The organism is Alteromonas sp. KUL106, assembly GCF_009811415.1.
Taxonomy (GTDB): Bacteria; Pseudomonadota; Gammaproteobacteria; order Enterobacterales; family Alteromonadaceae; genus Alteromonas.
Genome location: NZ_BLIG01000018.1, coordinates 13450 through 38618, shown reverse-complemented (window position 1 = coordinate 38618; position 25169 = coordinate 13450). Strand labels below are relative to the sequence as shown.

The 25169-nt window shown below is 44.6% G+C and carries 18 protein-coding genes; 7 read left to right on the top strand and 11 right to left on the bottom strand.

Annotated features, from left to right (window positions below; genetic code table 11):
- Positions 1 to 126: 126 nt before the first annotated feature.
- The 6 genes from GVO63_RS06525 to GVO63_RS06500 are packed head-to-tail and all read right to left on the bottom strand — an operon-like array spanning position 127 to position 7625.
- Positions 127 to 1926, bottom strand: a complete 1800-nt coding sequence (locus GVO63_RS06525; RefSeq protein WP_159578612.1) for a BatD family protein — start codon at positions 1924 to 1926, stop codon at positions 127 to 129.
- Positions 1927 to 3993: a VWA domain-containing protein gene (locus GVO63_RS06520; RefSeq protein WP_159578610.1), complete on the bottom strand. Its 2067-nt coding sequence runs from the start codon at positions 3991 to 3993 to the stop codon at positions 1927 to 1929.
- Positions 3993 to 5078, bottom strand: coding sequence for a VWA domain-containing protein (locus tag GVO63_RS06515; protein ID WP_159578608.1), 1086 nt, complete (start codon positions 5076 to 5078; stop codon positions 3993 to 3995). Before GVO63_RS06515 ends, GVO63_RS06520 begins: the two co-directional genes overlap by 1 nt.
- On the bottom strand, positions 5071 to 5691 hold the full coding sequence (locus GVO63_RS06510) for a DUF4381 domain-containing protein (RefSeq protein ID WP_159578606.1): 621 nt from the start codon (positions 5689 to 5691) through the stop codon (positions 5071 to 5073). Before GVO63_RS06510 ends, GVO63_RS06515 begins: the two co-directional genes overlap by 8 nt.
- The gene (locus GVO63_RS06505) at positions 5691 to 6665 is read right to left on the bottom strand and encodes a DUF58 domain-containing protein (protein WP_159578604.1); all 975 of its coding nucleotides are present in this window, start codon (positions 6663 to 6665) and stop codon (positions 5691 to 5693) included. The genes GVO63_RS06510 and GVO63_RS06505 overlap by 1 nt, the downstream gene beginning before the upstream one ends.
- A gap of 3 nt (positions 6666 to 6668) precedes the next feature.
- Complete coding sequence (locus GVO63_RS06500; protein ID WP_159493374.1) at positions 6669 to 7625, bottom strand: MoxR family ATPase; 957 nt, start codon at positions 7623 to 7625, stop codon at positions 6669 to 6671.
- A 452-nt stretch (positions 7626 to 8077) separates the two neighbouring features.
- Between GVO63_RS06500 and fadI the strand changes: the two genes are divergently transcribed.
- The 3 genes from fadI (at position 8078) to GVO63_RS06485 (ending at position 11954) form a co-directional block, all read left to right on the top strand.
- Entirely contained in the window at positions 8078 to 9388 is a 1311-nt protein-coding gene (gene fadI / locus GVO63_RS06495; RefSeq protein ID WP_159578602.1) for an acetyl-CoA C-acyltransferase FadI, read from the top strand.
- A gap of 19 nt (positions 9389 to 9407) precedes the next feature.
- Positions 9408 to 11549 carry a fatty acid oxidation complex subunit alpha FadJ gene (gene fadJ / locus GVO63_RS06490; protein ID WP_159578600.1) on the top strand — a complete coding sequence of 714 codons (2142 nt, stop codon included), beginning with the start codon at positions 9408 to 9410 and terminating at the stop codon, positions 11547 to 11549.
- 207 nt (positions 11550 to 11756) lie between these two features.
- Positions 11757 to 11954, top strand: a complete 198-nt coding sequence (locus GVO63_RS06485; RefSeq protein WP_159578598.1) for a hypothetical protein — start codon at positions 11757 to 11759, stop codon at positions 11952 to 11954.
- Positions 11955 to 12057: 103 nt separating this feature from the next.
- Here GVO63_RS06485 and GVO63_RS19505 read toward each other — a convergent pair whose 3' ends face one another.
- The 3 genes from GVO63_RS19505 to GVO63_RS06475 all read right to left on the bottom strand — a co-directional run bounded on the left by GVO63_RS19505 (position 12058) and on the right by GVO63_RS06475 (position 20038).
- Positions 12058 to 12222 carry a hypothetical protein gene (locus GVO63_RS19505; protein ID WP_201281883.1) on the bottom strand — a complete coding sequence of 55 codons (165 nt, stop codon included), beginning with the start codon at positions 12220 to 12222 and terminating at the stop codon, positions 12058 to 12060.
- 290 nt (positions 12223 to 12512) lie between these two features.
- Positions 12513 to 17069, bottom strand: a complete 4557-nt coding sequence (locus GVO63_RS06480) for an EAL domain-containing protein (protein ID WP_159578596.1) — start codon at positions 17067 to 17069, stop codon at positions 12513 to 12515.
- Between the two features lie 221 nt (positions 17070 to 17290).
- Positions 17291 to 20038: an insulinase family protein gene (locus GVO63_RS06475; protein WP_159578594.1), complete on the bottom strand. Its 2748-nt coding sequence runs from the start codon at positions 20036 to 20038 to the stop codon at positions 17291 to 17293.
- A 170-nt stretch (positions 20039 to 20208) separates the two neighbouring features.
- Here GVO63_RS06475 and sixA point away from each other — a divergent pair, with 170 nt between their 5' ends.
- Entirely contained in the window at positions 20209 to 20724 is a 516-nt protein-coding gene (gene sixA / locus GVO63_RS06470) for a phosphohistidine phosphatase SixA (RefSeq protein ID WP_201284784.1), read from the top strand.
- A 122-nt stretch (positions 20725 to 20846) separates the two neighbouring features.
- Complete coding sequence (locus tag GVO63_RS06465) at positions 20847 to 21041, top strand: hypothetical protein (RefSeq protein ID WP_159493369.1); 195 nt, start codon at positions 20847 to 20849, stop codon at positions 21039 to 21041.
- A 9-nt stretch (positions 21042 to 21050) separates the two neighbouring features.
- On the opposite strand, the gene GVO63_RS06460 is transcribed toward GVO63_RS06465, so the two are convergent.
- Positions 21051 to 22349, bottom strand: a complete 1299-nt coding sequence (locus GVO63_RS06460) for an HlyC/CorC family transporter (RefSeq protein WP_159493368.1) — start codon at positions 22347 to 22349, stop codon at positions 21051 to 21053.
- Positions 22350 to 22418: 69 nt separating this feature from the next.
- On the opposite strand from GVO63_RS06460, the gene GVO63_RS06455 reads away from it, so the two are divergent.
- Entirely contained in the window at positions 22419 to 22556 is a 138-nt protein-coding gene (locus GVO63_RS06455) for a hypothetical protein (RefSeq protein ID WP_159578592.1), read from the top strand.
- A gap of 49 nt (positions 22557 to 22605) precedes the next feature.
- Here the strand turns inward: GVO63_RS06455 and GVO63_RS06450 are convergent, their stop codons facing one another.
- On the bottom strand, positions 22606 to 23397 hold the full coding sequence (locus GVO63_RS06450; RefSeq protein WP_159578590.1) for an inner membrane protein YpjD: 792 nt from the start codon (positions 23395 to 23397) through the stop codon (positions 22606 to 22608).
- A gap of 234 nt (positions 23398 to 23631) precedes the next feature.
- On the opposite strand from GVO63_RS06450, the gene ffh reads away from it, so the two are divergent.
- A complete protein-coding gene (ffh, locus tag GVO63_RS06445) occupies positions 23632 to 25059 on the top strand; it encodes a signal recognition particle protein (protein ID WP_159493365.1) in 1428 nt (475 codons plus the stop codon).
- The last annotated feature ends 110 nt before the right edge of the window (positions 25060 to 25169 follow it).

Sequence of the window (25169 nt, the reverse complement as noted above, 5' to 3'; positions counted from 1 at the left end):
AGAGCCCGTAGCTCCGCTGTTTACTGAACATCGTCAATGTTTAAGCGAACCCCCTGCCACTGTGATTTATTTTAATGCAAGGGGTTGATTACGCTAATTTCAGTGTATTCGCAAATGAAATGCGTTTTATGAAGCAGGATACAAGTTGGACAGCGTGTGGCGGTTCTTTGTGTCTTTTTGCTTCCACTCGCTCCGTGTTTGCTCAATTTCATGTGAAAGTTTGTCTAGAGCCTGAGTAACTTGTTTAGATTGAGCGCTCGTGTCTGCTTTATTGGCTGAAAAACGCAGAGCATAAAGCTCATTAATCACACGGTTGATACCTTCAAACTGTGAGAGCGGCGCGTTACCCGACGTCAACACATTTAACCATTGCTTAAGAACAGGTGAGAGTGAGCGCATGTCCTTCGCCTTTATTGCTGCCATTAAATGATGAAAGTGTGCTTTTTCATCCATCTGTTCCAAAGGATGAAGGCGTTGTCCGGTGCCTATGTTCTGTCCAATTAACTGTGACTGTTTAAGTTTTCTGTAGGTCAATAACCATCCTGTAAGTGCAATAACAAACAGCGCAAGTAGTACACCACTTACCATCCAATTAAGTTGCGCGTTTTCGCTAGTTTTTAGGTCACTTGAGTCACTATTTAACGGCTTGTTCTCATTGCCCGCATTCACGGTTGGTTGAGCTGCAGTTGACGGAATGTCGTTTTTAATATCTTCTGCGGTTGCACTGCTCGTTAGTGGCGTATTCGGGGTATTGGCATTATTTGCTCCCGTCGCTGGTGCTACCGAAATCGAGCGGGCAGGAATAGTGGCATACTCTGTTTGCTGAGTGAGCGTATTAAACCAAGGGATAGTAATTTCAGGTAAAACAAAACTTCCCGGCTGCGTTGGAATAATCGCCAGCGACGTTTGGCGTTGCGAAATTAGGCTTTGGTCTTTTTCGACCGTCGTTGTATTAGATTGATCTGGATATAGCTTAAAGTTTGGCGGATAAAACTCAGGAATATCAGGAAGCTGTTCTTCTACCACGCCGAGCGCAGTTAGCGTAATAATACGCGTAACTGGCTCACCTGCGACAAAGCTATCACCTTGCGGCCATTCTTCATCCACGCGCACCATTTCAGAAGGGAGCCAAGGGTAATCTATACCTTGAGGGATCGGTTTAATGTTCACCGTTATATCAGGCCCAACGCGATTGATTTGCTGGGTACGGTTAAAGAAGCCAAAACGTTGGTTAGTATTGGCAGCCATAACTTCGCCAGTAAAAATAGGGCCTCTAAGCGTGAACTCACCAGATGCTTGAGGCACAACAGCAAATTGACGCTCAATGATCTGATACCTTCTGCCGTTTACGATATCGGTATATTGTTTATCTTCTCCCAGCTGGGTAATTTCCGCATTTTGCATTTCTGGCGCTTGTAGACTGCCGCGCTCAATGTTACTGGAAAGAAAAAGCTTAACCGTATAAAGAAGCTGCTGATTTAGATAAGCCTCTTTCAAGTCGATATCTGTCGTAACAAAATAGTCTCGTGCCACGTTATTGTGTTCTTGGACCGGAATAACTCTAACCTGAATAGGCTGGGTAGATTTTCCCTCAATGGTTAGTGAAGGAATGGTAAACGTGCCTTCCTTACGAGGAAATAGTGTGGTGGTCCAGACGGTAGTGCGCTTAGTGTCGAAATTAACGATTGAAGTTTGGCTACTTACCGATGTTCTGCCGACAACAAAGTCTTTGAGTAGGGGAGAACTGTCAAAGGCATCTCTGTCTGCGCTGCCGTCCGCCGTAACGGTTAAGCGAATAGCTTCGTCCAACATGACAGGGTTTCTATCAATGGTGGCTTCCAGAGAATTTACATCGGCATAAGCCGCCGTATTTACGAGTAGGGTTAATAAAAAAACTATACGTGTAGATTGTAATAAGGCTCTCATCTACCAATCACTCCGATTTGAAGGCATACGTTGACGCTGACGTTTTTGTGCTTCTAGCTGCATTTTTCGTTTTAGTAAGAATGCTGGGTCGTCTGGCACGCGACGCATTAAACTTTCCATTCGCTGCAGTTCTTCTTTTTCTGCATCAGTGAGCTCGGCTTCTTGACCTTGCATTGTCTGAGCCTCACGTTTTTCTTGCTCTTTGTCATCTTGTGCTTGCGCGCTGTCTTGCTGTGCGCTATCACCTTGGTCAGACTGTTCTTGTTCTGCATTTTGCTGCTGAGAGTCTGATGGCTCGTTTTGGCCGTTCATGTCCGAATCATCAGACTGTGGCGAGTTATTTTCGCCATTTTGTTGTTCATCGTTAGCTTGGCTTTGGTCAGACTGCTGTCCCTCAGTGTTGTCTTGCTGATCATTCTGATCATTTGAACCTTCCTGATTGTTCTGGTCCCCTGATTGTTGTTTGCTATTAGGGCTATCAGAGTTGTCAGAGTTATCAGGGCTATCTTGGCCATTATCTTGCGAGTCACTCTGTTCGCCATCATCACCCTTTTCGCTCTGATTTTGATCCTGATTTTGCTGTTGCTGCTGTTTCAGCAAATCTTCGACAATCTGTTTATTGGTTCTTGCATCGTTAAAATCGGGTGCTTCGTTTAACGCTTGATCATATTTCTTAATCGCGTCTTCAAGCTTTCCGAGTTTTGCCAGTGCATTACCTTGGTTGTAAAGGCTCTCGGGACCAGGAATATTTTTGTAGGCACTTAATGCACCTTCATAGTCACCTGATTTATAGAGTGATGATGCTTTCCACTCGTCGTCATTAAACTGGTTAACGGCGTCTTTATATTTACCTCTCTGGTAGCTGTTCAATGCTTCCTGATTATCATTCATAAACGGCGTTTGCCACCATGAAAGTGAGTCAGGTTTATTTGCTGTCTCTTGGACGCCTTGAGGTGCGCGTGTGCTTTGTAAGGTTTGAGGGCTCTGTACGACACTGTTTTGCAAAGCATGGGCGTTTTTCATCATAGCGGGGCTAAGTAGACCCACCAACACGATGAACACTAGACCGCGTTTAAATGCAAAGGCCGCAAATGGAAGAAGTAAAAGCAACAAGTAGGGACCAACTTCCTTCCACTGGTCTCCTTGTAAATTACTTTCTTCTTCGTTCTCTTCGCTGTCGCTTTTATCAAGCAAAGATACCGAGGCGAGGGCATCAATGTCGGCGTCGTTAGAGGTAAAGGATTCAAAGCGTCCGCCGCTTGTTTTTACTACGCCTTTTACTGCGCTTTCATTTAGCTTGGGTATGACTATGCTGCCGGTGAAGTCTTTTAAGAGCTCACCGCTTTGCTGGCGAATTGGCGCGCCTTCTGACGTTCCAACGGTAAGCGCATTTACGGTAAAAGGAATAGAGGCCACGTATTCTTGAAGCTCTTGTTGTTGTTCCAACTCTACACCGTCAGTAATCCAGTAGATCATACCTGAGTTATAGCCTGCATTAGTAAGAAGCTCAGACGCACTCTCTATTCCAAGGAGAGGGTCGCTTCCTGGCACAGGCATAATTTCAGGAGAAAGACTTGGGATAAGGGTTGTGATATTGCCAGCGTCTTCGGTTAGTGGGCTAATGACAAATGCATCGCCAGCGTAAGCAACTAGGCCCATTTCACCTTCGCCAATAGCGTTGACGAGGTCTATCGCTTTATATTTGGCACGAGTGAGCCTGTCTGGCGTCATATCGGTAGCGCGCATGGATAGCGACATATCTATGACTATAACGTGCCCCATTTTTAACTGGTAAACTGGCTGCGGCAGACGCTCCCACGTTGGGCCAGCGAGCGCTATCACACTGACAATCCACACAAAAGCAAGCATCCACATTGGCGGTTTTGCGCCCATTTCGGTTTTTCCAATCACCATGTATTGATATAGATGAGAAGGGATCACTGATTGCCAGCCCGATTGTTTAGCTGTGGTTTTTCTAATTAAAACCACAAGCAATATAAGCGGAATTAGTGCAATGAACCATTCGGGGCGTAAAAAATGAAATTGATTTAAGAAGTCGAATTCCATTATTTCGTCTCCTTATTTGTTTGAGCGGCTTGAGTCGCTTGTATTTCATCGGCTGACATCGGTTGTTGCGTGGAGAAGCTGTTTCGTCTTTGTGTAAACCAGCGGAATGAGGACACAAGAATCGTCACAAATGCCCACAGTGCTGACAGTAAAATCGCCGCCGCAAGAGGATAATAAAAAAGTGCGCTCAATGGACGCATTTTGCGAGTTTCACCCTCAATAGGTTCAAGCGCATCAAGTTGCTGATAAATGGCTTGAAGCTCTTGGGCATTTCGAGCCCTAAAATATTGGCCGCCAGTGGACGTTGCAATGTCAGTTAACATGCCTTCATCAAGCTCTTGCGATGGGTTTATTTGTCGGCTACCAAAAAAGCTTTGGATCAGCATTTTATCGGCACCTACACCAATGGTGTAAACCTTCACGCCTTTACTTATCGCCAACTCTTTCGCTTGTTCAGGCGTAATATTTCCTGCGGTATTTTGCCCATCGGTAAGAAGAATTAACACGTTATTTGACTCATCCCGTTCGTCAAAGCGCTTTACCGCTAAACCTATCGCATCGCCTATGGCCGTTTGCTCACCGACCAATCCAATGACAGCTTCACTCAGGAGTGTTGAAACAGTATCTCTGTCATAGGTCAATGGCGCCTGAACGTATGCGGTATCGGCAAATAAAATAAGACCAATTCTGTCGCCAACGCGACGCTGAATAAAGTCATAAACAACGGACTTTGTCATGGTTAAACGATTCACTTGCCGGCCGTTGAGCTGCATGTCATCTATCTTCATACTGCCCGATAAGTCTACCGCCAACATCATCTCTCGACCCTCGTTCGGTATGCTTACAGGTTCCCCTAACCATTGAGGGCGCGCGGCAGCTGTCACCAGCAATAGCCATATCAAGCTACTGACAATGAGCGGTATTTTGGTTTGTTTCAATTGGGTTTGCTCTGACACATCACCAGGTCGCAAGCTCGGAACCCGTAGTGCAGCCATGGGCATATCTTGCGCTTTTTTAGAAAGCAGGCGTACGATGATAGGCAAGGGAAGAGCGAAGAAGACCCACCACCAAGCGAAATTAAGCATGATGCGCCTCCGTTACTTTTTCATCAACGAGACTGTCGGAGGTATGTTTATCTTTTGGCAATTTCGCTTTTGAAAGCCAATTTTTCACTGCCCCTTTACAGGTTTCAAAATCACTTGGATTCGGGGTGGCTTGATAAATATTGCTTACTAATTTTGCTAATCCACCTTCAAGCTCTTTATCGCTGCTTTTTAAGGACGACGTTAAGAACGCTTGCCACTGTTTTCCGTATAACGCAGCTACTTGCTGAGTTGGGTAATAGCTCATAGCCGTGCGTTTTAGAATAGAGTTTAACGCCACAGGCCAATTGTTTTGTTTTTCTGAAATGGATTCTACTAATGCTAGAGCTTGTTTGCGGGCCTTATTATGACGTATGTGAGCAGTAATAGCTTTATAGAGACCAAATAGGACTGATAAAACTACAGCGATAAGTACCCACCATCCCCAATCTAATGGCCAAATATTCACCTCTTCGGGTACGTGTATATCGCGAAGCTGAGCAAGCGGGTCTGGCTGCTGGGGAGGCATTGGCATTTGATTAGCCGATGGCATCGTTTGAGCATAACGAGATAAAAGACTCGATAAAACATTGGATGAAAGATTGTTGCTCTGCATTAATTAAGCTCCAATCGTTGTTCTTGTTGCATACTCTGAAGCTGTTCGTCTAGTGGAAGGCCAGCAGAGACACTGAATCGAGCGATGTTGTTTTTACGCAATGTTTCGTAAATCGCGCTGTAGTGTTCGCTTCGCCATCTTTGATATTGCTGTTGCTCGGTATTGTCACCTAAAACCCAGCGCTGTTGATTTTCACCGTCTGAAACACTGACGGTTTGCAGTGAGTTTGTCTGCGGTAAGGCATGTTCTATGGGGTCGTTAATCATGATAGCCCTGACTTCACAATGCCTCGTTAAGTGACTCAAGTGCTGGATAGCTTGGCTACTTAAATGCTGAAAGTCTGACACGAGATACACCAAACTTCCCGGCCTGGCTAAACGCCTTGCCCGCGCGCATGCATCGGCGAAGGCTTGTTCGTCCTTTACTTTGTCATGCTTCGATTGCGCACTTTGTTCGTGTAGCGCAATAAGTTCATGGCAAACGTGCAGTACGGCTTTTTTGCGAGTAAGCGGTTTAATTTCTTTGTGCTGTTGCTGGTTGAATACCAGCGCGCCCACCTTATCGCCGCGAGCGGCAGCAGACCAGCTAATTAATGAGGAGACGTGCGCAGCCTGCACTGCTTTAGTGAGTAATTGCGTGCCAAAAGCCATTGAAGGTAAATAGTCACAGAAAAGAAAAACCGGGCGCTCTCGTTCTTCCCGATACACTTTGGTGTGAGTTTTACCTGTGCGCGCGGTAACGCGCCAATCAATAGCGCGAATATCGTCACCAGGTTGATAATGACGTGCCTCATCAAACTCCATGCCGCGACCTTTGTGCTTGGTAAGGTAGCTCCCGGCAAGTTTAGCTTGTGGCATACGTTTTGGCGCCAAGCTAAACAGTTTGGCTAATTGCTGATAGCGTAGCAACTCCCCAGTAGACAGCGAGACACCGTTGCTTTGCAGCTTACTTAGCTGCGTTTGTACGTTAACCATAGCTTAAGGAACTGCAACAGTGGCAACAATCTTATCGAGTACGTCGTTAATCGTTACGCCTTCTGCCTCGGCCTGATAAGACAGAATAATTCGGTGGCGAAGCACGTTGTGCACCACGGCTTGAATATCGTCAGGGCCAACAAAATCTCTGCCGCTCAGCCATGCATGAGCGCGAGCACACCGGTCTAGGCTGATCGTTGCTCGAGGACTTGTTCCCATTGCAATCCATTGTCCCAAGTCAGCGTCAAACTTTGCAGGCTGACGTGTGGCCATGATCAATTGAACCAAATATTGTTCTAATTCGGGCGCCATATACAAGGACAACGCTTCTTTACGCGATGTGAAAATATCGTCTTGCGTAAGCGTAGGCGGCGTAACCGGTGGCTCTGAGAGCGCTTCACCTCTGGTTAAACGCAATATTTCTAATTCTGTCTCGGCGCCGGGATAATCAATGTCCACATGCATTAAGAATCGGTCTAGCTGCGCTTCAGGTAGTGGATACGTTCCTTCCTGTTCAAGCGGGTTTTGGGTTGCCATTACCAAAAATAGCGGAGGAAGAGGGTAGGTCTTACTGCCCACCGTAATCTGACGCTCTGCCATGGCCTCAAGCAGGGCCGACTGCACCTTGGCCGGCGCACGGTTAATCTCATCAGCTAACACTAGGTTGTGGAAGAGCGGCCCCTTTTGAAAAACAAACTCGCCGGTCTCTGGGCGGTAAATATCCGTTCCAGTTAAATCCGCGGGTAGAAGGTCAGGAGTGAATTGCACGCGATGAAAGTCACCGTCTATACCGTTAGCGAGTGCGTTGATTGCCCTTGTCTTTGCAAGCCCCGGCGGACCTTCTACCAGTAGATGGCCGTCGGCCAAAAGAGCAATAAGAAGGCTTTTGGTTAACGCATGCTGACCAATGATCTGCTGGTCTAAATAAGCGTGTAACTGTTGAAACTGCGCTGCTGCCATAATGCAAAATTTCCGTTTGAGTTCTCGTTATCAGGAAGTGTCAGTTGGACGAAAGCGTTACGTAATATCAAATCTTGTGATCGCTTAGATAAAAAATTAAACGACTTAGCTGAAAATAGATTGCATATCTAATTTAAAACGCTTTTGTCCGTCACAATGACACAAAACAGACTTTCATTTCCATATAAGGTTCATTTCATCTTTCTTCAAGTCGTCAAACAGTAATAAAAATGCGATATCTGGTAGGGCACTCAAAGCGTTGGTTTCAATTTCGTACGTTATTAAGGCGCGAATTCAACGAGAAAGACAAAATTTAGGTTCATTTATGTTGCCCTTACCCCTGCATTATTTGCTATTTTGTTCATAGTTTGTAAAAATCGGGTTTATTACAGGTCAGACCACTTTGCATTCGTAGAGTTAAAAGTGAAGTTGGTCATTAATTTAGGTGCATTATGGCAACAAAACAATCAGTTACTACCCGAGAGGGTGATCGCATCGCCATTGTCGCAGGGTTGCGTACTCCGTTTGCGAAAATGGCTACATACTTCCACGGCGTTCCAGCTGTTGATTTAGGTAAAATGGTCGTAAACGAACTCCTCGTTCGCCATGGTGTTCAAAAAGAATGGGTTGATCAGGTTGTTTATGGTCAGGTAGTGCAAATGCCTGAAGCACCAAACATCGCGCGCGAAATCGTGCTTGGCACGGGCATGAATGTTCATACTGACGCTTACAGTGTATCTCGTGCATGTGCGACGAGCTTTCAGTCAACGGTCAACATTGCTGAAAGCATGATGGCAGGGACGATACAAGTAGGTATTGCTGGTGGTGCGGATTCAACGTCAGTATCACCTATCGGTGTGTCTAAGAACCTTGCACGCGCTTTGGTTGATTTGCAGAAAACCAAAACTCTTGGCCAAAAGCTAAACATCTTTAAACGTTTAAGTTTAAAAGACCTAGCACCAGTTCCTCCTGCTGTCGCTGAGTACTCTACAGGTTTGTCCATGGGACAAACGGCAGAGCAAATGGCGAAAACGCATCAAATTTCTCGTGAAGAGCAAGACAAGCTTGCACATCGCTCGCACAGCCTAGCGGCGGAAAGCTGGGAAGCTGGCAAACTGTCTAGTGAAGTGATGACCGCTTATGCTGAACCGTATAAAGGTGCACTTGAGCGCGATAACAACGTACGTTTCGATTCAAAGCTTGAGGGCTACGCGAAACTTCGCCCAGTATTCGACAAAAAGTACGGCTCTGTAACTGCGGCAAATGCCACACCTCTTACCGATGGTGCTTCTGCAGTGCTTATGATGACAGAGAGCCGAGCAAAAGAGCTAGGCTACACACCATTGGGCTACATCAAGAGCTACGCGTTTGCTGCAATTGACGTGTGGGAAGACATGCTAATGGGTCCGTCATACGCGACACCTATCGCGCTAGATCGTGCTGGCATGACGCTAAACGACTTAACGCTAATAGAAATGCACGAAGCGTTTGCAGCGCAAACCTTGGCAAACGTTAAGATGTTCGCAAGTGACAAGTTCGCCAAAGAGAAACTAGGTCGCGACAAAGCCACCGGCGAAATTGATATGGACAAATTCAACGTAATGGGTAGTTCAATTGCTTATGGTCACCCGTTTGCTGCAACCGGTACGCGTATGATCACGCAAATGCTTAACGAACTAAATCGCCGTGGCGGTGGTACAGGTCTACTCACTGCATGTGCAGCGGGTGGTCTTGGTGCTGCAATGATTGTGGAGACAGAATAATATGAGTCAGGAACAAGAAATGACAAATGAAGTTCAGCCAACATCAGGCGCATTTACGCTAACTAAACAAGATAATGGCGTTGCTATTCTTAGCATGGACGTACCTGGCGAAAGCATGAATACGCTTAAAGCTGAGTTTGGCGATGAAATATCTGCCATGCTTGATGATATTGAGCGGGACAGTAGTATTAAAGGTGTAGTTTTAACTAGCGGCAAACCAAGCTCATTCGTAGCAGGTGCCGATATCACCATGCTAGCAGCGTGCAAAACCGCTGAAGACGCCACAACTATCGCTGCGGGCGGCCAGGCAATTTTCGATAGAATTGAAAATATGAAGGCGACCTTCGTTGCGGCTATCCACGGCCCAGCGTTAGGTGGTGGTCTAGAACTTGCCCTGGCGTGTCACTATCGTGTATGTACAGACTCACCTAGCACCCAGTTAGGTCTGCCGGAAGTGCAGCTTGGCTTATTGCCAGGCAGTGGCGGTACGCAGCGTCTTCCTCGCCTGATTGGTATCCAGCAAGCGATGAAAATGATGCTTACTGGCTCACCTGCACGTGCCAAGCAAGCTAAAAAATACGGCATCGTAGATGACGTAGTACCTCACAGTGTTTTGCTTAAAGTCGCTGAACAGTTTGCGCTCAAACGTAAGCCTGAACGCGAAGCGCCGCAAAAGAGTGTCATGGACAAAGTGTTAGAAAAAACTGGCCCAGGTCGTAACATGATGTTCAAAAAAGCGCGCGAGGCGACCTTTGCGAAAACCAAAGGTAATTATCCAGCACCCGGTTATATTATTGACGTTATCGAAACAGGCATGAATGAAGGAATGAAAGCGGGGCTTAAAGCCGAAGCTGAAGCCTTTGGCAAGCTTGTTATGACGCCGGAATCTTTCCAACTACGTCAGATTTTCTTCGCTACCACAGAAATGAAGAAAGAAAATGGCGTTGAGGGTGTTAAACCTGAAAAAATGAAGAAAGTCGGTGTGCTTGGCGGCGGTTTAATGGGCGGTGGTATTGCTTTTGTAACGTCGACCAAAGCCGGTGTGCCTGTGCGTATTAAAGACGTGCGTGCTGAAGGTATCGCAAATGCAATGAAGTACAGCTATGACATCTTAAACAAAAAGGTGAAGAAGCGTTTCATGCGTAACAGCGAAATGCAGAAGCAGTTAGCGCTTCTTACCGGAACGCTGGATTACAGCGGCTATCAAGATGCTGATATCGTGGTTGAGGCGGTATTTGAAGATTTAGATCTTAAGCAAAAGATGGTGGCGGATATTGAAGAGAACTGTAAAGAAAGCACGATCTTCGCGTCTAATACATCGTCTATTCCAATCACACAAATTGCAGCTAAAGCGGCACGCCCTGAAAACGTGATTGGTCTGCATTACTTCTCACCAGTAGACAAAATGCCACTGGCTGAAGTTATCGCTCACGACAAAACGTCTGACCAAGTTATTTCGTCGACGGTAGAGTTTGCTAAGAAGCAAGGTAAAACGCCGGTTGTTGTTAAAGACGGTGCGGGCTTCTATGTAAATCGTATTTTAGCGCCTTACATGAATGAAGCGGCAAACCTTATTCTTGACGGCGAGCCAATTGAGCATATTGATAAGTCATTGGTTAAGTTTGGCTTCCCTGTGGGCCCTGTGAAACTACTTGATGAAGTAGGCATTGATGTGGGTACTAAGATTATTCCATTCCTTGTAGAGGCCTTTGGCGAGCGCTTCACTGCCCCAAGTGCTTTCGATAAAGTACTGGCCGATGGCAGAAAGGGTAAGAAAAATCAAAAAGGGTTTTATTCTTATGAAGGTAAAAAGCCAGGTAAAGAAGTGGACGAGTCAATCTACGAACTACTGGGTCTTTCACCTTCTGCCAAGCTAAGCGAGAAAGAAGTAGCGGAACGCTGCGTACTAATGATGCTTAACGAAGCGGCACGTTGTCTAGACGAAGGCGTGATCCGCAATGCTCGCGACGGCGACATTGGCGCTATCTTCGGTATTGGCTTCCCGCCATTCCTAGGGGGACCATTCCGCTATATGGATACACTCGGTATAAAGCATGTTGTTGCGCGTTTAAATCATTATGCAACCGCCGTGGGTGAAAAGTTTGCACCTGCGCAAATGTTAGTGAAAATGGCGGAAAACGATCAAAAGTTTTATAGTTAAGTTTATAAAATGTTAAAAGCCGGGCTTTGCCCGGTTTTTTTATGTCTAACGCTTATTTTTGCTGGTTTATTGTTCTATTTTGGGTAAAATTCGTGCGGTTAAAAAGCGGGCGTGTCAAATTATTGACATGCGTAATCAGTGGCTTAAGACAAAAAACTGACTAGCGCCGGCTTTTAAACGTATTTTGTTACCATTAATGGGGGCCATGTGATTTCACTCGTAGTATTAAGCGTTATCTTTTCTCTGTATTTTTATGTAGAGGCGTTTAAATGGGGAATGAATGCGAAGAAGTGGGCCATTGCCGGCTTTGTGTTGGGCCCTATTTTGCTTCCTATGTTCTCAATATCTCGCCATATCCACTGGCGCAATGCGGTTGGGTTTAACAATCTTTATATTGCGGCGTAAGTATAGAGATGACGTTAATTCAGTAAGCGTATATTGGCTTATCATAGATATAAAAAAAGAGAGCAATGCTCTCTTTTTTTTTGAAAATCGTTTCAACTTCACATTAGAAGCCTACACCGCTTCCACCACCAGTTTTAGGTCTTACATACTCTGGTTGAGTAGTGGTTTCTTTTTGCGACTCAGGAGCCTGTTTAGCGCCTTCTTGATTGTCGGCAGCAACTGGGGTAGCGGTAGAAAGTACTAGTGCAACGGCGTACTCTTTTAACATGTTAATTTCCTCTGATTTTTTTGAACGAACAAACAAAGCCGATTTTTTATATTTGTTACCGGCATAGTATTAAAGCGAATTGCGTGCCAACATTGCTAAAATTAATTTACTTCAATAAAAACAATGCCTTACGAAATCTTGTTAACGTTTAAAGAATAGAAGAAAGTAAGAGCGCCATAATAATGGCACTAAAGTCTAATAGACAAAGGTTGAAAGGGAAGGGGATTGCCTTAGTTTGCCGTATGAAGGAAGTCTTTGTGGCAATTAACGCCCCTTAGACGGGGCGGCATTTAAAACTGGCTATTGCCAAGAAGGGTGTGTAACTTTTGATTTTCGGTAAGCAGCTTTTCAAAACGCTCTGCATTTAGGGGGCGGCTATAGAGAAAGCCCTGTAGCATCTCGCAATCGTAGCGACGCAATATATCTAACTGGGCCTCTTCTTCTACCCCTTCTGCAACCACTTTAAGCCCTAGGTTGTGGGCAATATTGATAATTGCTGCGGCCATATGTCGATCCACGTTACTTTTCGCAATATCATCAATAAACGCTTTATCAATTTTTAAGGTGTTTAAAGGGAAGCGTTTTAAGTAGGCCAGCGATGAATAGCCGGTACCAAAATCATCTAGGGCTAAGTGAATACCCCGTTCCCGAAGGCGAGTCATCATTTGAAGGCCATTTTCAGGGCTTTCCATTAACGTACCTTCAGTAATTTCACATTCAAGGTGCAGCGGTGATAGGCCTACATCGCTTAATATCTTATTAATTCGGTCGTCTAGGTCTGGCAACTCGAACTGTTTTGCCGATATGTTGACGGCTACACGGCCGCTAAACAAACCTTGATTGACCCAGCGTTTGGTATCGGCGCAGGCTTTGCGAAGCACTTGCTCACCAATTTCAATAATTTGACCGGTTTGCTCTGCTAACGGAATAAATTGGCCCGGACTCACGATGCCTTTTTGCGGGTGCTCAAAACGCACTAGCGCTTCCATACTTACTAATTTACCAGAAGCGATATCCACTTTTGGCTGGTAATACACAGTGAACAAATCGTCTTTTATGCCTTGGCGGATCAGATTTTCAATTTGAAGCTGTCGCACTGCATTCTGATTCATTTCGCCACTGAAAAACTGATAGCTGTTGCCGCCGTTATTTTTTGCAAAATACATGGCTGTATCCGCATTTTTAAGCATTTCTTGAGGCGATTCACCGTCATCAGGGTAGAAGGCGATGCCTATGCTGGCGCCTAATACAAACTCTTGCTTGTTAATAATGAAAGGCCGTGACAAGGTATCTAACAAGCTTTGTGCGTAGTGAGTTACCGTATGAATGTCAGCGTTGTCTTCCATTAAAATGCTGAACTCATCGCCACCCAGGCGGTAACAGGTCGCATTTCGACCTGTAATGCGCTGCAGCCGCTTGGCAATTTGTTTTATTAAAATGTCACCGGTTTGGTGGCCAAGTGAGTCGTTTATTTTCTTAAAGTTATCCATATCTAAGCAGAGCAAGGAGTGTGCGCTTGATTTGCGCACTAAATTTTGATGGCTCGCCTGGAAAAACGAACGGTTTGGCAGCTCTGTTAGCGGGTCGATATTGGCTAATTTTAACAGCTCTTTTTCCGTACTTTTACGGGACGTAATGTCGCTGAAAACACCCACAAAGTGACTGATTTTACCGTCTTCGTCGTGCACAGCATCAATATTGAGTTCCATTTCATAACGTTCACCGTTTACGCGAACACTTTCTACTTCTCCAGACCAGTTGCTTTTAGACTTAAGGGTTTTCTTAATTTCTTCGGTAAACGCATCGGGGTATAAGTGAAAATGCATGTAGCTTGCAAGGGCTTGGTCACGGGTTTCACCGGTGTAGCGACAGTATGCATTATTAACGCTAATAAATTTAAACTGGGTATTGGTAATAAATACCCCTTCCGAAATGTTTTCTATCGAGCGCTTAAACAGGTTGAGTTGTTCTTCTGCTTCTTTTAGATGGTGAATATTTTTGAGCGTACCCGTCATGCGTACAGGCTGGTCGTTATGGTCACGCTCTACCACTTTTCCGCGATCGAGTATCCAAATCCACTGATTTTTAAAGGTCTTGGCGCGGTAGGCAAGCTCATAGAAATCACTGTTGCCCTCTAAATGTTCTCTTAGCGCGGATTTAACCCGGTTAATATCATTAGGATGAATGTTAGCATCGTAAGCGCCGGTAGTGCGTATATCGTCTTGAGGAAAATCTAGGGTTCCCCACGTGTTTGCGCGATATACTTGCCCGCGATAGACATCCCAGTCCCATAATTCATCACCAGAACTCCATAGCGTCAGCTTTAACCGTTCTTCCGATTCTTTAATGGCAAGCTGATTTGCCTTTCTTATTTGGTACTGGCGCAAAATAAAGGCAAGAATAGCCAAGATGATTAAACAGTAGAAAACAAGCGCGACGGTGTGGAGCCAAGGAGGGCGCGCAATAGTAATTTTTAAATCTCTACTGTCTGACCACGCTTTTCCTGGCTCTTTAGCTTGTACGGAAAATGTATAATTGCCAAAGGAAATATTGTTAAACTGCGCGCTCCGTCCTTTATCTACGTAAATCCAATCATGCTCGAATCCAGTGAGCTTATATCTATAGGTCACTTGATCAGGGTAAACTGGATTAACCAGGCCAAAGGAGATACTAAAGCGGGTTTCGTCGTGTTTGAGCGTTAACTCTTCTTCGTAAGTAATATTTTCTTTTAACGATAAGTAGTTTGAAGTTTCATCATTTTCAATTTGTTTTTGTCTGGCTTTTGCCAATGAGCCAAACACGCTAACTTGATAAAGCTGCGGAGCAAGGGTTTGCTCGACTGCTTCACTCGCGCTCATTGCTTGCTTTGAAATTTTCACGAAGCCCTTATTGCCACCAAAATAAATGGTTTTATCTGCAGTGGCAATCACTGCGCCTTCGCCAAGGGAGTTAAATTCAAGCTGAGCATTGGGAATGCTGTCCGCTTCTCTCAGTGTCGGTAGATGGACTTTGTGGACGCCTTTAGCATCGGAATACCATATGCTGTTACCTACAGCTACTGTTGAAGTTATAAAACCACTTTGGTTGTCTCTGTTTTGTTTTTTGAGTACAGCAAAGCTCTTTTTATCCAGCTGGATAACGCCGTCTGAGCGTGTTGTTAACCATAGGCCTGAAGGGGTTTCATGTATGCCATAGACCAAAGAGTTAATGCCGTTGGATGAGTCCAAGACTCGAATGATTTCACCTTTGTCGACAGAGTATATAACTAGTTTTTCACTAGCTCTAAACCAAATGTTATTCCTATCATCTTCGAAGATAGCCACCATGTGCCCTAATTTTTCAGGCACCGCAGTCTTCGTTACCTCGTTACTTCGTGTATTAGAGGCGATTGAATTCATATCTATTGAATACACATGTCCCACTGCAACCTGTAACCAAATGGCTGATTCGCTCTTGAAGATATAATCAATAAATGAGCCTTTAAAATATTCACCGACTAAAACTAAACCGTCGTCGGTCTTTTTGAAAACGAGCAAGCCAGCTGAAGAAGCAATCCAAATATTATCTTGTTCATCTATTTCAATATCCCAGTAGTGTATGGCGGGGTCCATATCTTCGAAAAAGTCGAAAAACGAAACATTTCCCGTCTCCCGGGATATTTTGCCCAGCCCTTTTTGCTGAGAAACAAGGTAAAGAGTCTTATCGCTACTTTCTGCAAAGCCCCACAGGGTTGAAAAGTTATCGTCGCTATGGCGCTCGGAATTATAGACTGGCTGAAAATTCACGCTGGCATACTCAGGGTGATATTTAAAAGCGCCGCGATGAAAGGTTGCTGCCCACACAACACCGGTGCGGTCTTCGATAACTCTCATTACGATTGCAGAGGGGATACCTGTTGCGCTGTAGGTATCTGAATTCAAATGTAAATAATCAGGTTTATAGTCGGGTGATATGGTGCTATTGACAGCATCTGACAATAAAAATAACCCAATATACGTGCCAACCCATATATCTTTACCGACAACAGAGATTGAAAAAGAATTAACTTCTTCCGTGACCCCTAAATCATCGCTTTGAATTTTCGTCAAAATACGGCCATTAGAGGCTAAAACGATGAGGCCCTCATTGGTCGCTAACCAATAGTTACCGCTAATCACGGTGATATCGTGAAGTGCGCGTATATCTAAAGAAACGCCCCAGGGGTTAACTTTGCTTGCGTTGTGAACTTCCAGTGTTTCAGTCTCTATTAGGGCAGCACCGAATTGGTTAGACCCAACCCATATACGATTAGCTTCTTCAAAAATCACCTTGATGTAGCTCTCTTCTTTGAAAACTTGGGTGAGAACGCTGATTTGTGAAGTTTGTTTTGAATATCGGTAGAGAAATTTCTTATCGGAAAATAGTACATCACCGTTTTTGGCTTCCGAAATGGCCGTAATTAAATCTGTTTTTATAACCGAGTTTTCTTTGTTGAAGACTTTAAAACTGTCTGACTCTGGCTGATACAGCGCCAACCCTGAATGAGTTCCAACCCATAATTTTCCCTCTGAATCAACAAATAGCGTTTGAATATAACCTGAAGGCAGGGAGTTAGGGTCGACATCTGAAGGGTGATACTGTTTTACGTCGTAGCCCGAATATCGATTAAGCCCGTTTGACGTTGCTAGCCAAATGAAGCCCATATCATCTTCGACAATGTCCAATACCGCGGTGTCAGACAGGCCATGTTGCTTGTTTAACGCTGTAAAATGAAGATCAGAAACTTCTATCGCCTTCGCCGAGGAACAAAACATTCCTGGCAAAGCCAACATAAAAAGCACGATTAAATATATTAGGGTTGAGCGCACCTAAACACCTTTGGCATACGCCATTTATTATTTATTATTTTTTACTGGCAGCATCCCTAACAACCAGAATAATAAATATGCCGAATTAAAGAGGCCGCTACAAGGACTTTTTAGAAATAACGCTGGCGGTGGATTACTTATTAACCAACTTGAAAAGAATGAATCGATTAAGACGACTTTTAAGCGCAGATGCCGACAGATGCCTACAAAACATCGGTTATTTAGTAATAGGGAATTTCTTGTTTAAATTGAGAAATACTGTTGATGGTCCGCTTCTCTTTGGTGGAAATTGCTTCAAATTTTCCTTTTGAAAACAGCACAAGCTCTCCGCACCGTTCACGCTTTGCTAGTTGATGTGCGAAATCTTGAATCTCTTCAAAATTTAACTCTTTTACTCTTTTTGCCAGCTTGATATTTCTATTAAACCCTAAGTCTTGGGTACCTAAGCTGACCCACAATCGCTGAGACTTCATGGAAAGCGTTAAGTCTCTTTCTTCTAATTGCTTTATTAAATTTTGCTGGATCGTAGGCCAATAGAAACGATAAAAATCAATCTCATTCAACTGTTGGAATAAAAATTCTGTCATTGCGTCCAATAAATGTTTTGGGCTGCACTGCGGACTTTGAATATAAAAAGCCATACCAGGGTGCTGGTTATGTGGCACATAGCCCGTTCCTACTATGTAGCCCAGTTGTTGTTCTGTTCTTAACGAATTGAAAAACGGGGCCGCTAGCATTTGCTCCAGCACCATACATAATGCTGTATCGGTCAATCCGGGGGATGGCGCTTGAAGATATAGCACAACCGCTGAATCATCGTGATTACACAGTACCTCGTGGTAAAGCGTCCCTCCTACAGGCAGTTTAGAGACTGCGCGTGAAAGCGGTGCGCCACCCGCATTTTTACATTGCTCACGAAGCGTTGTCGAAAACGCTTTCGCTTCTTCGCTAGCCCAATTACCGTGCATAAATGCTTCAATAAAGTAGCGTTCAAAAGCATGGTTTCTGCAATTTCGCATTTGCTCATAAGAAATGCTGTCTATTACGTCTAGAAGTTCAACTGGCGCCTGAGTGTTTCGTTGTATGAGTACACTTAGTCGGGAAAATAAACGGTTTGTCGGCTTATTCAATAACGAGTTGTGAAGGCTCTGAATCTGGAGCGCTTTGTGATGTTCGAAGGCTCTTTCGTCAGGCTCAAAATCAAGTACGGCACGCAAGAGCTGACTGGCTAACAGTGTTTGTTGATGAGTAAATCCCCGGGTATGAAGAGTAAACCCCGCTTGATGCCCGTATATGCGATAATGAAGGCCGGCAATTTCTGCGCGGTAGTATTTTGCCTGTAGGTGGTCATTCAACGCGCCAAGCCAGATGCGTTTGGCCGCAACAGAAAGTAGAGAGTCAGAAAAGTTAGCGGCGTCAAATGAGATATAAATATCGCCTTTGGGACTATGAAATTGTTGGTCCTGCGCGAACCAGAAGCGATAACCGCCATTATCTACCAGCTTATTGGGAATATTAAATCCGGTTTCAGGCAGTATCAGACTGTATTCACTTGCCAAATAAGGGTTGGGTGGCGGAAGTCGCAAGTGAGATATTACTGGCGGCGATGCAAGTTCATTTAATAGCGCTTTGTCAATTTTCTCTACGCTATATTCTGCTTCGTAGAACGCACAAACTTGTGTGGTTTTTACATCGTTCGAGATCACCTTTAAACGAATGTTATCCGGTGTGAAAAACGACAGGGCATGTTCAATCACATCTCTGTCATAACTGCCAATTGTAGATCGCAGTTGATTCAGTTCTTTTGGCTCAAAAATAAATTGGTGCTGCGCGTACTCGGTCACCAGACTCAGTGGCTTTACATTTTCTTCGTACTCAAGCGCGAGGGTATTCAATTGGGCTTTCTCGTTAAAACGCCAATCTTCGCTTGACGCGTCTCTAATTAGCGCGATGTAGCTAAAAAGCGCCGCTAATACGCGGGTTTTGTTATTTAGACCGTCTTGTGTGAGCTGAAAACTCACATTGAAGTCTTTAAAGCTGTCACCCTCTATCCCAGAGCCCGCAATAAGATTTAATGCCCAATCTTGTTCTTTTAAGTAAGCGAGCAAGCTGCCTTCACCTTCATCACCAATTAAATGGCTAATGTAGTTAAGCGGTTTGGTGACATAGTCGTTTTGTAAAGCGGGTAGAGCAAATGTCACAATCATTCTTCTTGCTGACTGTAACGGGTTGATATTAATTTGAATGCCTAGTTCATTTTCTGTGTAAAGCGGAGGCCAACAATCGTTAGCTAATTCTCCCTGATTCAACGAACCAAAACATTGGTTTATCAATGCTTCAAGCTGAGGGAGAGGCATTGGGCTGGCCACACATAGCCGCATATTTTGAGCACAATAGAATGTTTGATGAAGCGCTCTCAAACGCCGCTTTAACTCTGCGCAATGATGCTTCGAAAAAGTATCGCTGTTACCCACAGAAAATTTCGCGAAAGGGTGTGCTGGGTTGCAGGTTTCTTTATGTATCTGATAAAGCCTACGTAAATCGTCTTTCTTTTTAAACTCGAACTCAGCATGAATATTCTTAATTTCATTTGTGAGCGCGTCTTCTTCGAACAGTGGCTGTCTCAACATGTCTGCAAAGGCGGGCAGCGTTTGCGCTATTGCGTCGCCGCTGCAACTATAATGGTAGTTAGCGTATTCTGTGCCTGTCCACGCATTAATAGTTCCCCCGTGTTGCTCAATAAATCCGTTGATCGCGTTTGGCTTGGGTAGGTGACGGCTACCCATAAAAAGCATGTGTTCCAGAAGATGGGCTAAACCTTGACAGTCAGTGGGGTCGTAAAAATGCCCAGCTCTGACAGCCATGGAAACAAAGGACTCATTCGCTTCTGGTGTATGACATATCATAACACCCAAGCCGTTAGGCAAGGTAACGTGATGTGCATTCTCTAAGTTTATGATGTTATTCACATTGTCTCGTTATTGGTCAAGGGCACCTTACTGCTGGAGCATTGGTCTAGAAGAACTTCACAGAACGTGAATATTGATCAAAAATTTTCACTATTCACTGTTTAGCGCTAGGCGTTGTATCCGCTCTCTGATATCTTACGCATACTTTCATTAATACTATGCGCAATGTTATGTCAGGTCAAAGTAGCAACGACGACATTTATCTTTTCATTATGCGTCACGGTGAAGCAGAAGCGCCCAGACTCGATGATAAAAGCAGGCAGCTTACTCCTTTAGGGAGAGAACAAGCAAAATCTGCAGCTTTGTGGTTGAGAGAGCAATATTGTGAAAAAGGTGTTGTTGACCTTGCACTTGTAAGCCCTTATCGCAGGGCTAAACAAACGCATGATATGGTGTCGTTAGACATCATTGCAGATAAAGTAGAAAGTAATGAAGACATCGTCCCTGATGGTTCTCCTCGGCTGGTCAGTGATTATATTGACGCGCTTCTCCACGCGGCCGTTAATTCCAAAAAGCCCATCAAAAAGTTGCTGGTAGTGAGCCACATGCCGCTAGTCAGTTATTTGGTTGATGAACTCTGTGATTCCTATACAACCAGCTTATTCTCTACGGCCTCAATTGCGGTAATAAAGTATTCATTGCGAGAGCATAAAGGAACCTTGGTTACACATTATCAGGGCTTGTAGTCTGTTTTTGCGAGCCCCCGTGGCAAATAAAAAGAATTCTTCAAATAATAGTTAAGGATCTCTTCACCCGGTCGATAGCCTCTTTGAGAGTGTCAAAGTTTATTCTATTGAAGGGTTGGGAAATGGATAGCAAATCTATTCCTGAGCTCCTTAAGCGTTCATTGCAATCGCATATGGCGGAGGCTGATTTACGTGAAGATAAGGAGACGCAGGATATTATTGCCAAATTATCTGAATTATCAGATAAAGTTGCTGCTGCTAAAGCTAGAGCACTGGCTAATCGAGCGCAGCGCCTAGCTGACGAAGCAAAAGGGTAATGGGCTTACCTAATTCTTTTCGTTCCCTGATTCTTTAGGCGGGACATAATATTCCGGCATAATTCTGACCGTTTTTATCATGCTCTCAGAGATGTCTACAATTTCCAGCGGGTAACCCGCAAGTCTCACGCTCACCTTGTTTTCAGGAATATCCTCCAGATACTCAAGTAAAAGGCCGTTCAATGTTTTTGGACCTTCAGTGGGTAAATTCCAGTTCATTTCTCTGTTCAATTCGCGTACGTTGGCGCTTCCGTCCACTAACACTGAACCATCTTGCTGTACATGTGCTTCTTTACTGTGATCGGGAACCATACTTGTCGTAAAGTCACCAATAATTTCTTCGAGTATGTCTTCTAATGTCACCAGCCCCATAATGTCGCCATATTCATCGACAACAAGTGCGATACGCTCTTTTTCTGCTTGAAACTTGTACATTAACGTATGAAGAGGCGTCGATTCTGGTGTGTAGTAAATTTCACGGACCGCACGAAGCAAGCTAGACTTGGTGAACTGATCTTTTGATAGCAGCCTCAGTGCATCGCGCACATGCACAAAGCCTACTGCATCGTCAACACTGTCACGATATAAGAGCACGCGTGTGTGTTGAGCATGGGTGAGTGCTTTTTGAATTTTTTTCCAATCGTCATTAATGTCAATCGCAAAAATTTCAGCTCGTGGCACCATAATGTCTTCAGCGGTAACGCTTTCTAAATCTAAAATGCTGACCAGCATGTCTTGGTGTCGCTTAGGAATCATCGCGCCCGCTTCAAAAACCACGGTTCTTAATTCTTCGCGACTCAGCGAATCATCGCTTCCACTCGCCGGGCTTATCCTTAAAAGTGCAAGAATTCCATTTGTGATACCGTTTATAGCGGCGACGAAGGGATAAAGCAGTTTAAGCAGCGGCAATAATATTATAGAACTTGGAAACGCCACTTTCTCTGGATAGAGTGCTGCTAATGTTTTTGGCGTGACTTCCGCAAAAATGAGTAATACCAAGGTTAAGCCAAATGTAGCGGCAAACAGCCCCCAATAATCACCAAATAATCGAATGCACAAAATTGTCGCTAACGATGACGCAGCAATGTTAACCAGATTATTACCAATAAGGATAAGACCAATTAAGCGGTCAGGTCGGTCGAGAAGCTTTGCAACACGTATAGCCGAGCGGTTGCCTTCACCCTGTAAGTGCTTGAGTCGATAACGGTTTATCGACATCATGCCAGTTTCAGAACTAGAAAAATACGCAGATAGTAATATGAGTACGCCGAGCGCGATAAACAGCGTACTCGTTGATATGTCGTCCAATTAATGGGTTCCTGTCTAATCTTAGGGTTCAAATGTATTGATTTGGTGGCTTGGTTTCAAGGAGAAATTGTGGATATTTGCCTAGAAAACAAAAATGCTCTAACGCTAATGGCTGATACCATTGATGTATTCCCACGTTTTGCTAGGAAACTTGCCAGCGACTTCTCAGTGGGCAATTATCTATGCGGATTAGCACTGTGTATTTAACCTAAGTAATCTAGCTCTGAATTAAATATGAAACGTTTAGCACATTAACTCACAAAAGGAACTCGCGAACCAGTTTGCTACCGAAGTAAGCAAGCGATAACAGCGATACCCCTAATACGGTCATGACGATAACTTGCCGTCCGCGCCACCCTCGTACTTTTTGACCAATTAATAGTATAAGAAAAACCACAAGTGCCGCCCCAGATAAAACGGTTTTGTGAGCGTAGGTTTTGTTAAACATGTCATCTAGGAAAACAAAACCACTAATAAGAGAAACCGTTAAAAGCGACGTGCCTGCTAATAAAAGCTTAAATAAAATGTTTTCCACTAACATCAAAGGGGGCAGCGAAGAGTGAAGCAGCGCTGCGCCTTTTTGTTTTAGCCGATAGGTAATGTAGGACATTTGCAACGCATATAAAAACGCGATGACCAAGGTGCAATAAGCAAATAAAGACAAACTGATATGGATAACGAGCCCAGGCTGTAATTCTATATGCATAATATACGATACAGGAATAAACCTTGAGGCCATTACTGTAAGTGCTGCAAAGCCAAAAACGACCGGCAATAAAATCAGGTTAGGAATGGCGCGAGCAAAAACGAGCATGGAAACGGTGATAATCCATGAAACTAACGACAAAACATTGGTAACGCTCATATCCTGACCGGGGGCCACAATGATGACGTTAGTCAAAAATGCAATATGCGCAATGACTCCCACACTTGCAAGAGACAATCCCAAGCGTTTGTTAGGCCCGTCTTGATGCACAAATTTGCCAATAAGCACTGCAGCAGCGAGGGCATAGAGTAAAGCAGCGGATATGGCGAAAAGGGTGTTCATGATGCTTCCTGTAATGCGTAGGTGATGAGTTCACCAATCGAGTCGGTATTGATACTGCAACTTGCAAGTAAATTCAACCATCTCCTTGATTTTGTTTGTTTCACACCCACTTCTCTTATGCATCTATAAACGATAAAAATGTTTGAAAATTTAACCGCAATTGTGGGTACGTTCATATGCGCTTTTGCGATACAATGCAGGCATTACGTCTGAAATAAAAAGAAGTTTCATACTATGTTTGAGAATTTATCAGAACGCTTAGGCCAGACATTACGAAATGTCAGTGGTAAGGGGCGTCTTACTGAAGACAATATTAAAGAAACACTACGCGAAGTGCGCATGGCATTGCTTGAAGCCGATGTTGCGCTTCCCGTGGTCAAAGCGTTTGTCGCGCAGGTCAAAGAGCGTGCCGTTGGTACTGAAGTTACCAAAAGCCTAAAACCTGGCCAAGTATTCATAAAAATAGTTCAGTCTGAGCTAGAGTCGGTAATGGGGGAAGCAAATGAAAAGCTAAACCTCGCTACTCAACCTCCAGCCGTTGTGCTTATGGCTGGTCTTCAAGGTGCTGGTAAAACGACCTCTGTAGGAAAGCTTGCTAAGTATCTTACTGAGCGCGAGAAAAAGAAAGTCATGGTAGTGAGCGCTGACGTTTATCGTCCAGCCGCTATCAAGCAGCTAGAAACGCTAGCCAGTGAAGTGAACGTTGCCTTTCATCCGTCTACGATTTTACAACAGCCTATCGATATCGTTAACGATGCGATTGTTGAAGCGAAGAAGAACTTCTTTGACGTACTGCTTGTAGATACCGCGGGTCGTCTGCACGTCGATAACGACATGATGGATGAAATCAAAGAGCTTCACGCTGCCGTTAAACCTATTGAAACTTTGTTCGTGGTTGACGCCATGACGGGTCAAGATGCGGCGAACACAGCAAAGGCCTTTAACGATGCGCTTCCACTTACCGGTGTCATTCTTACCAAAGCTGATGGTGACGCCCGAGGTGGCGCGGCGCTATCCGTGCGTCAGATTACCGGTAAGCCAATCAAGTTTATTGGTATGGGTGAAAAGGTCGATGCGCTTGAGCCGTTCCACCCAGAACGTATTGCCTCTCGCATCTTGGGTATGGGCGATGTATTAAGCCTTATCGAAGAAGTTGAACGAAAGGTCGATAAGTCTAAAGCCGAGAAGCTGGCCAAAAAGGTCCAAAAAGGAAAAGGTTTTGACCTTCAAGACTTTAAAGATCAACTTGAGCAAATGAAAAACATGGGCGGTATGATGGGCATGCTTGACAAGCTACCCGGCATGGGCGGTATGTCTGACAAGATTAAAGATCAGGCAAACGATAAGCAGTTCAATCAAATGGAAGCCATTATTAATTCAATGACACCAGGCGAGCGCGCGCGCCCTGAAATTATTAAAGGGTCTCGTAAACGTCGCATAGCGGCTGGCTCTGGTACCCAAATCCAAGACGTAAACCGCTTGCTGAAGCAATTCACGCAAATGCAAAAAATGATGAAGAAAATGTCTGGCGGCGGTATGAAAAAAATGATGCGCCAAATGAAAGGCATGATGCCTCCTGGTGGCGGCTTTGGAGGCCCAGGTGGTCCGGGTGGACTCGGCGGTGGTGGCTTTGGCGGAGGCGGCGGCTTTCCCCCCCGTTAATATCACACAAAGTGTTAGGAAAAACCTCAATAGCAGCAATGCGTTGAGGTTTTTTTATTTTTTTGCATCTAGTTTCTTACTTGGCACGTTTGGCTTGTTGAACAGGACGT

Bases quoted from the DNA above. Each gene is read 5' to 3' on its own strand.
- GVO63_RS06525 (WP_159578612.1), bottom strand. From the start codon at position 1,926: ATGAGAGCCTTATTACAATCTACACGTATAGTTTTTTTATTAACCCTA.
- GVO63_RS06520 (WP_159578610.1), bottom strand. From the start codon at position 3,993: ATGGAATTCGACTTCTTAAATCAATTTCATTTTTTACGCCCCGAATGG.
- GVO63_RS06515 (WP_159578608.1), bottom strand. From the start codon at position 5,078: ATGCTTAATTTCGCTTGGTGGTGGGTCTTCTTCGCTCTTCCCTTGCCT.
- GVO63_RS06510 (WP_159578606.1), bottom strand. From the start codon at position 5,691: ATGCAGAGCAACAATCTTTCATCCAATGTTTTATCGAGTCTTTTATCT.
- GVO63_RS06505 (WP_159578604.1), bottom strand. From the start codon at position 6,665: ATGGTTAACGTACAAACGCAGCTAAGTAAGCTGCAAAGCAACGGTGTC.
- GVO63_RS06500 (WP_159493374.1), bottom strand. From the start codon at position 7,625: ATGGCAGCAGCGCAGTTTCAACAGTTACACGCTTATTTAGACCAGCAG.
- fadI (WP_159578602.1), top strand. From the start codon at position 8,078: ATGGCAACAAAACAATCAGTTACTACCCGAGAGGGTGATCGCATCGCC.
- fadJ (WP_159578600.1), top strand. From the start codon at position 9,408: ATGACAAATGAAGTTCAGCCAACATCAGGCGCATTTACGCTAACTAAA.
- GVO63_RS19505 (WP_201281883.1), bottom strand. From the start codon at position 12,222: ATGTTAAAAGAGTACGCCGTTGCACTAGTACTTTCTACCGCTACCCCA.
- sixA (WP_201284784.1), top strand. From the start codon at position 20,209: ATGTCAGGTCAAAGTAGCAACGACGACATTTATCTTTTCATTATGCGT.
- GVO63_RS06465 (WP_159493369.1), top strand. From the start codon at position 20,847: ATGGATAGCAAATCTATTCCTGAGCTCCTTAAGCGTTCATTGCAATCG.
- GVO63_RS06450 (WP_159578590.1), bottom strand. From the start codon at position 23,397: ATGAACACCCTTTTCGCCATATCCGCTGCTTTACTCTATGCCCTCGCT.
- ffh (WP_159493365.1), top strand. From the start codon at position 23,632: ATGTTTGAGAATTTATCAGAACGCTTAGGCCAGACATTACGAAATGTC.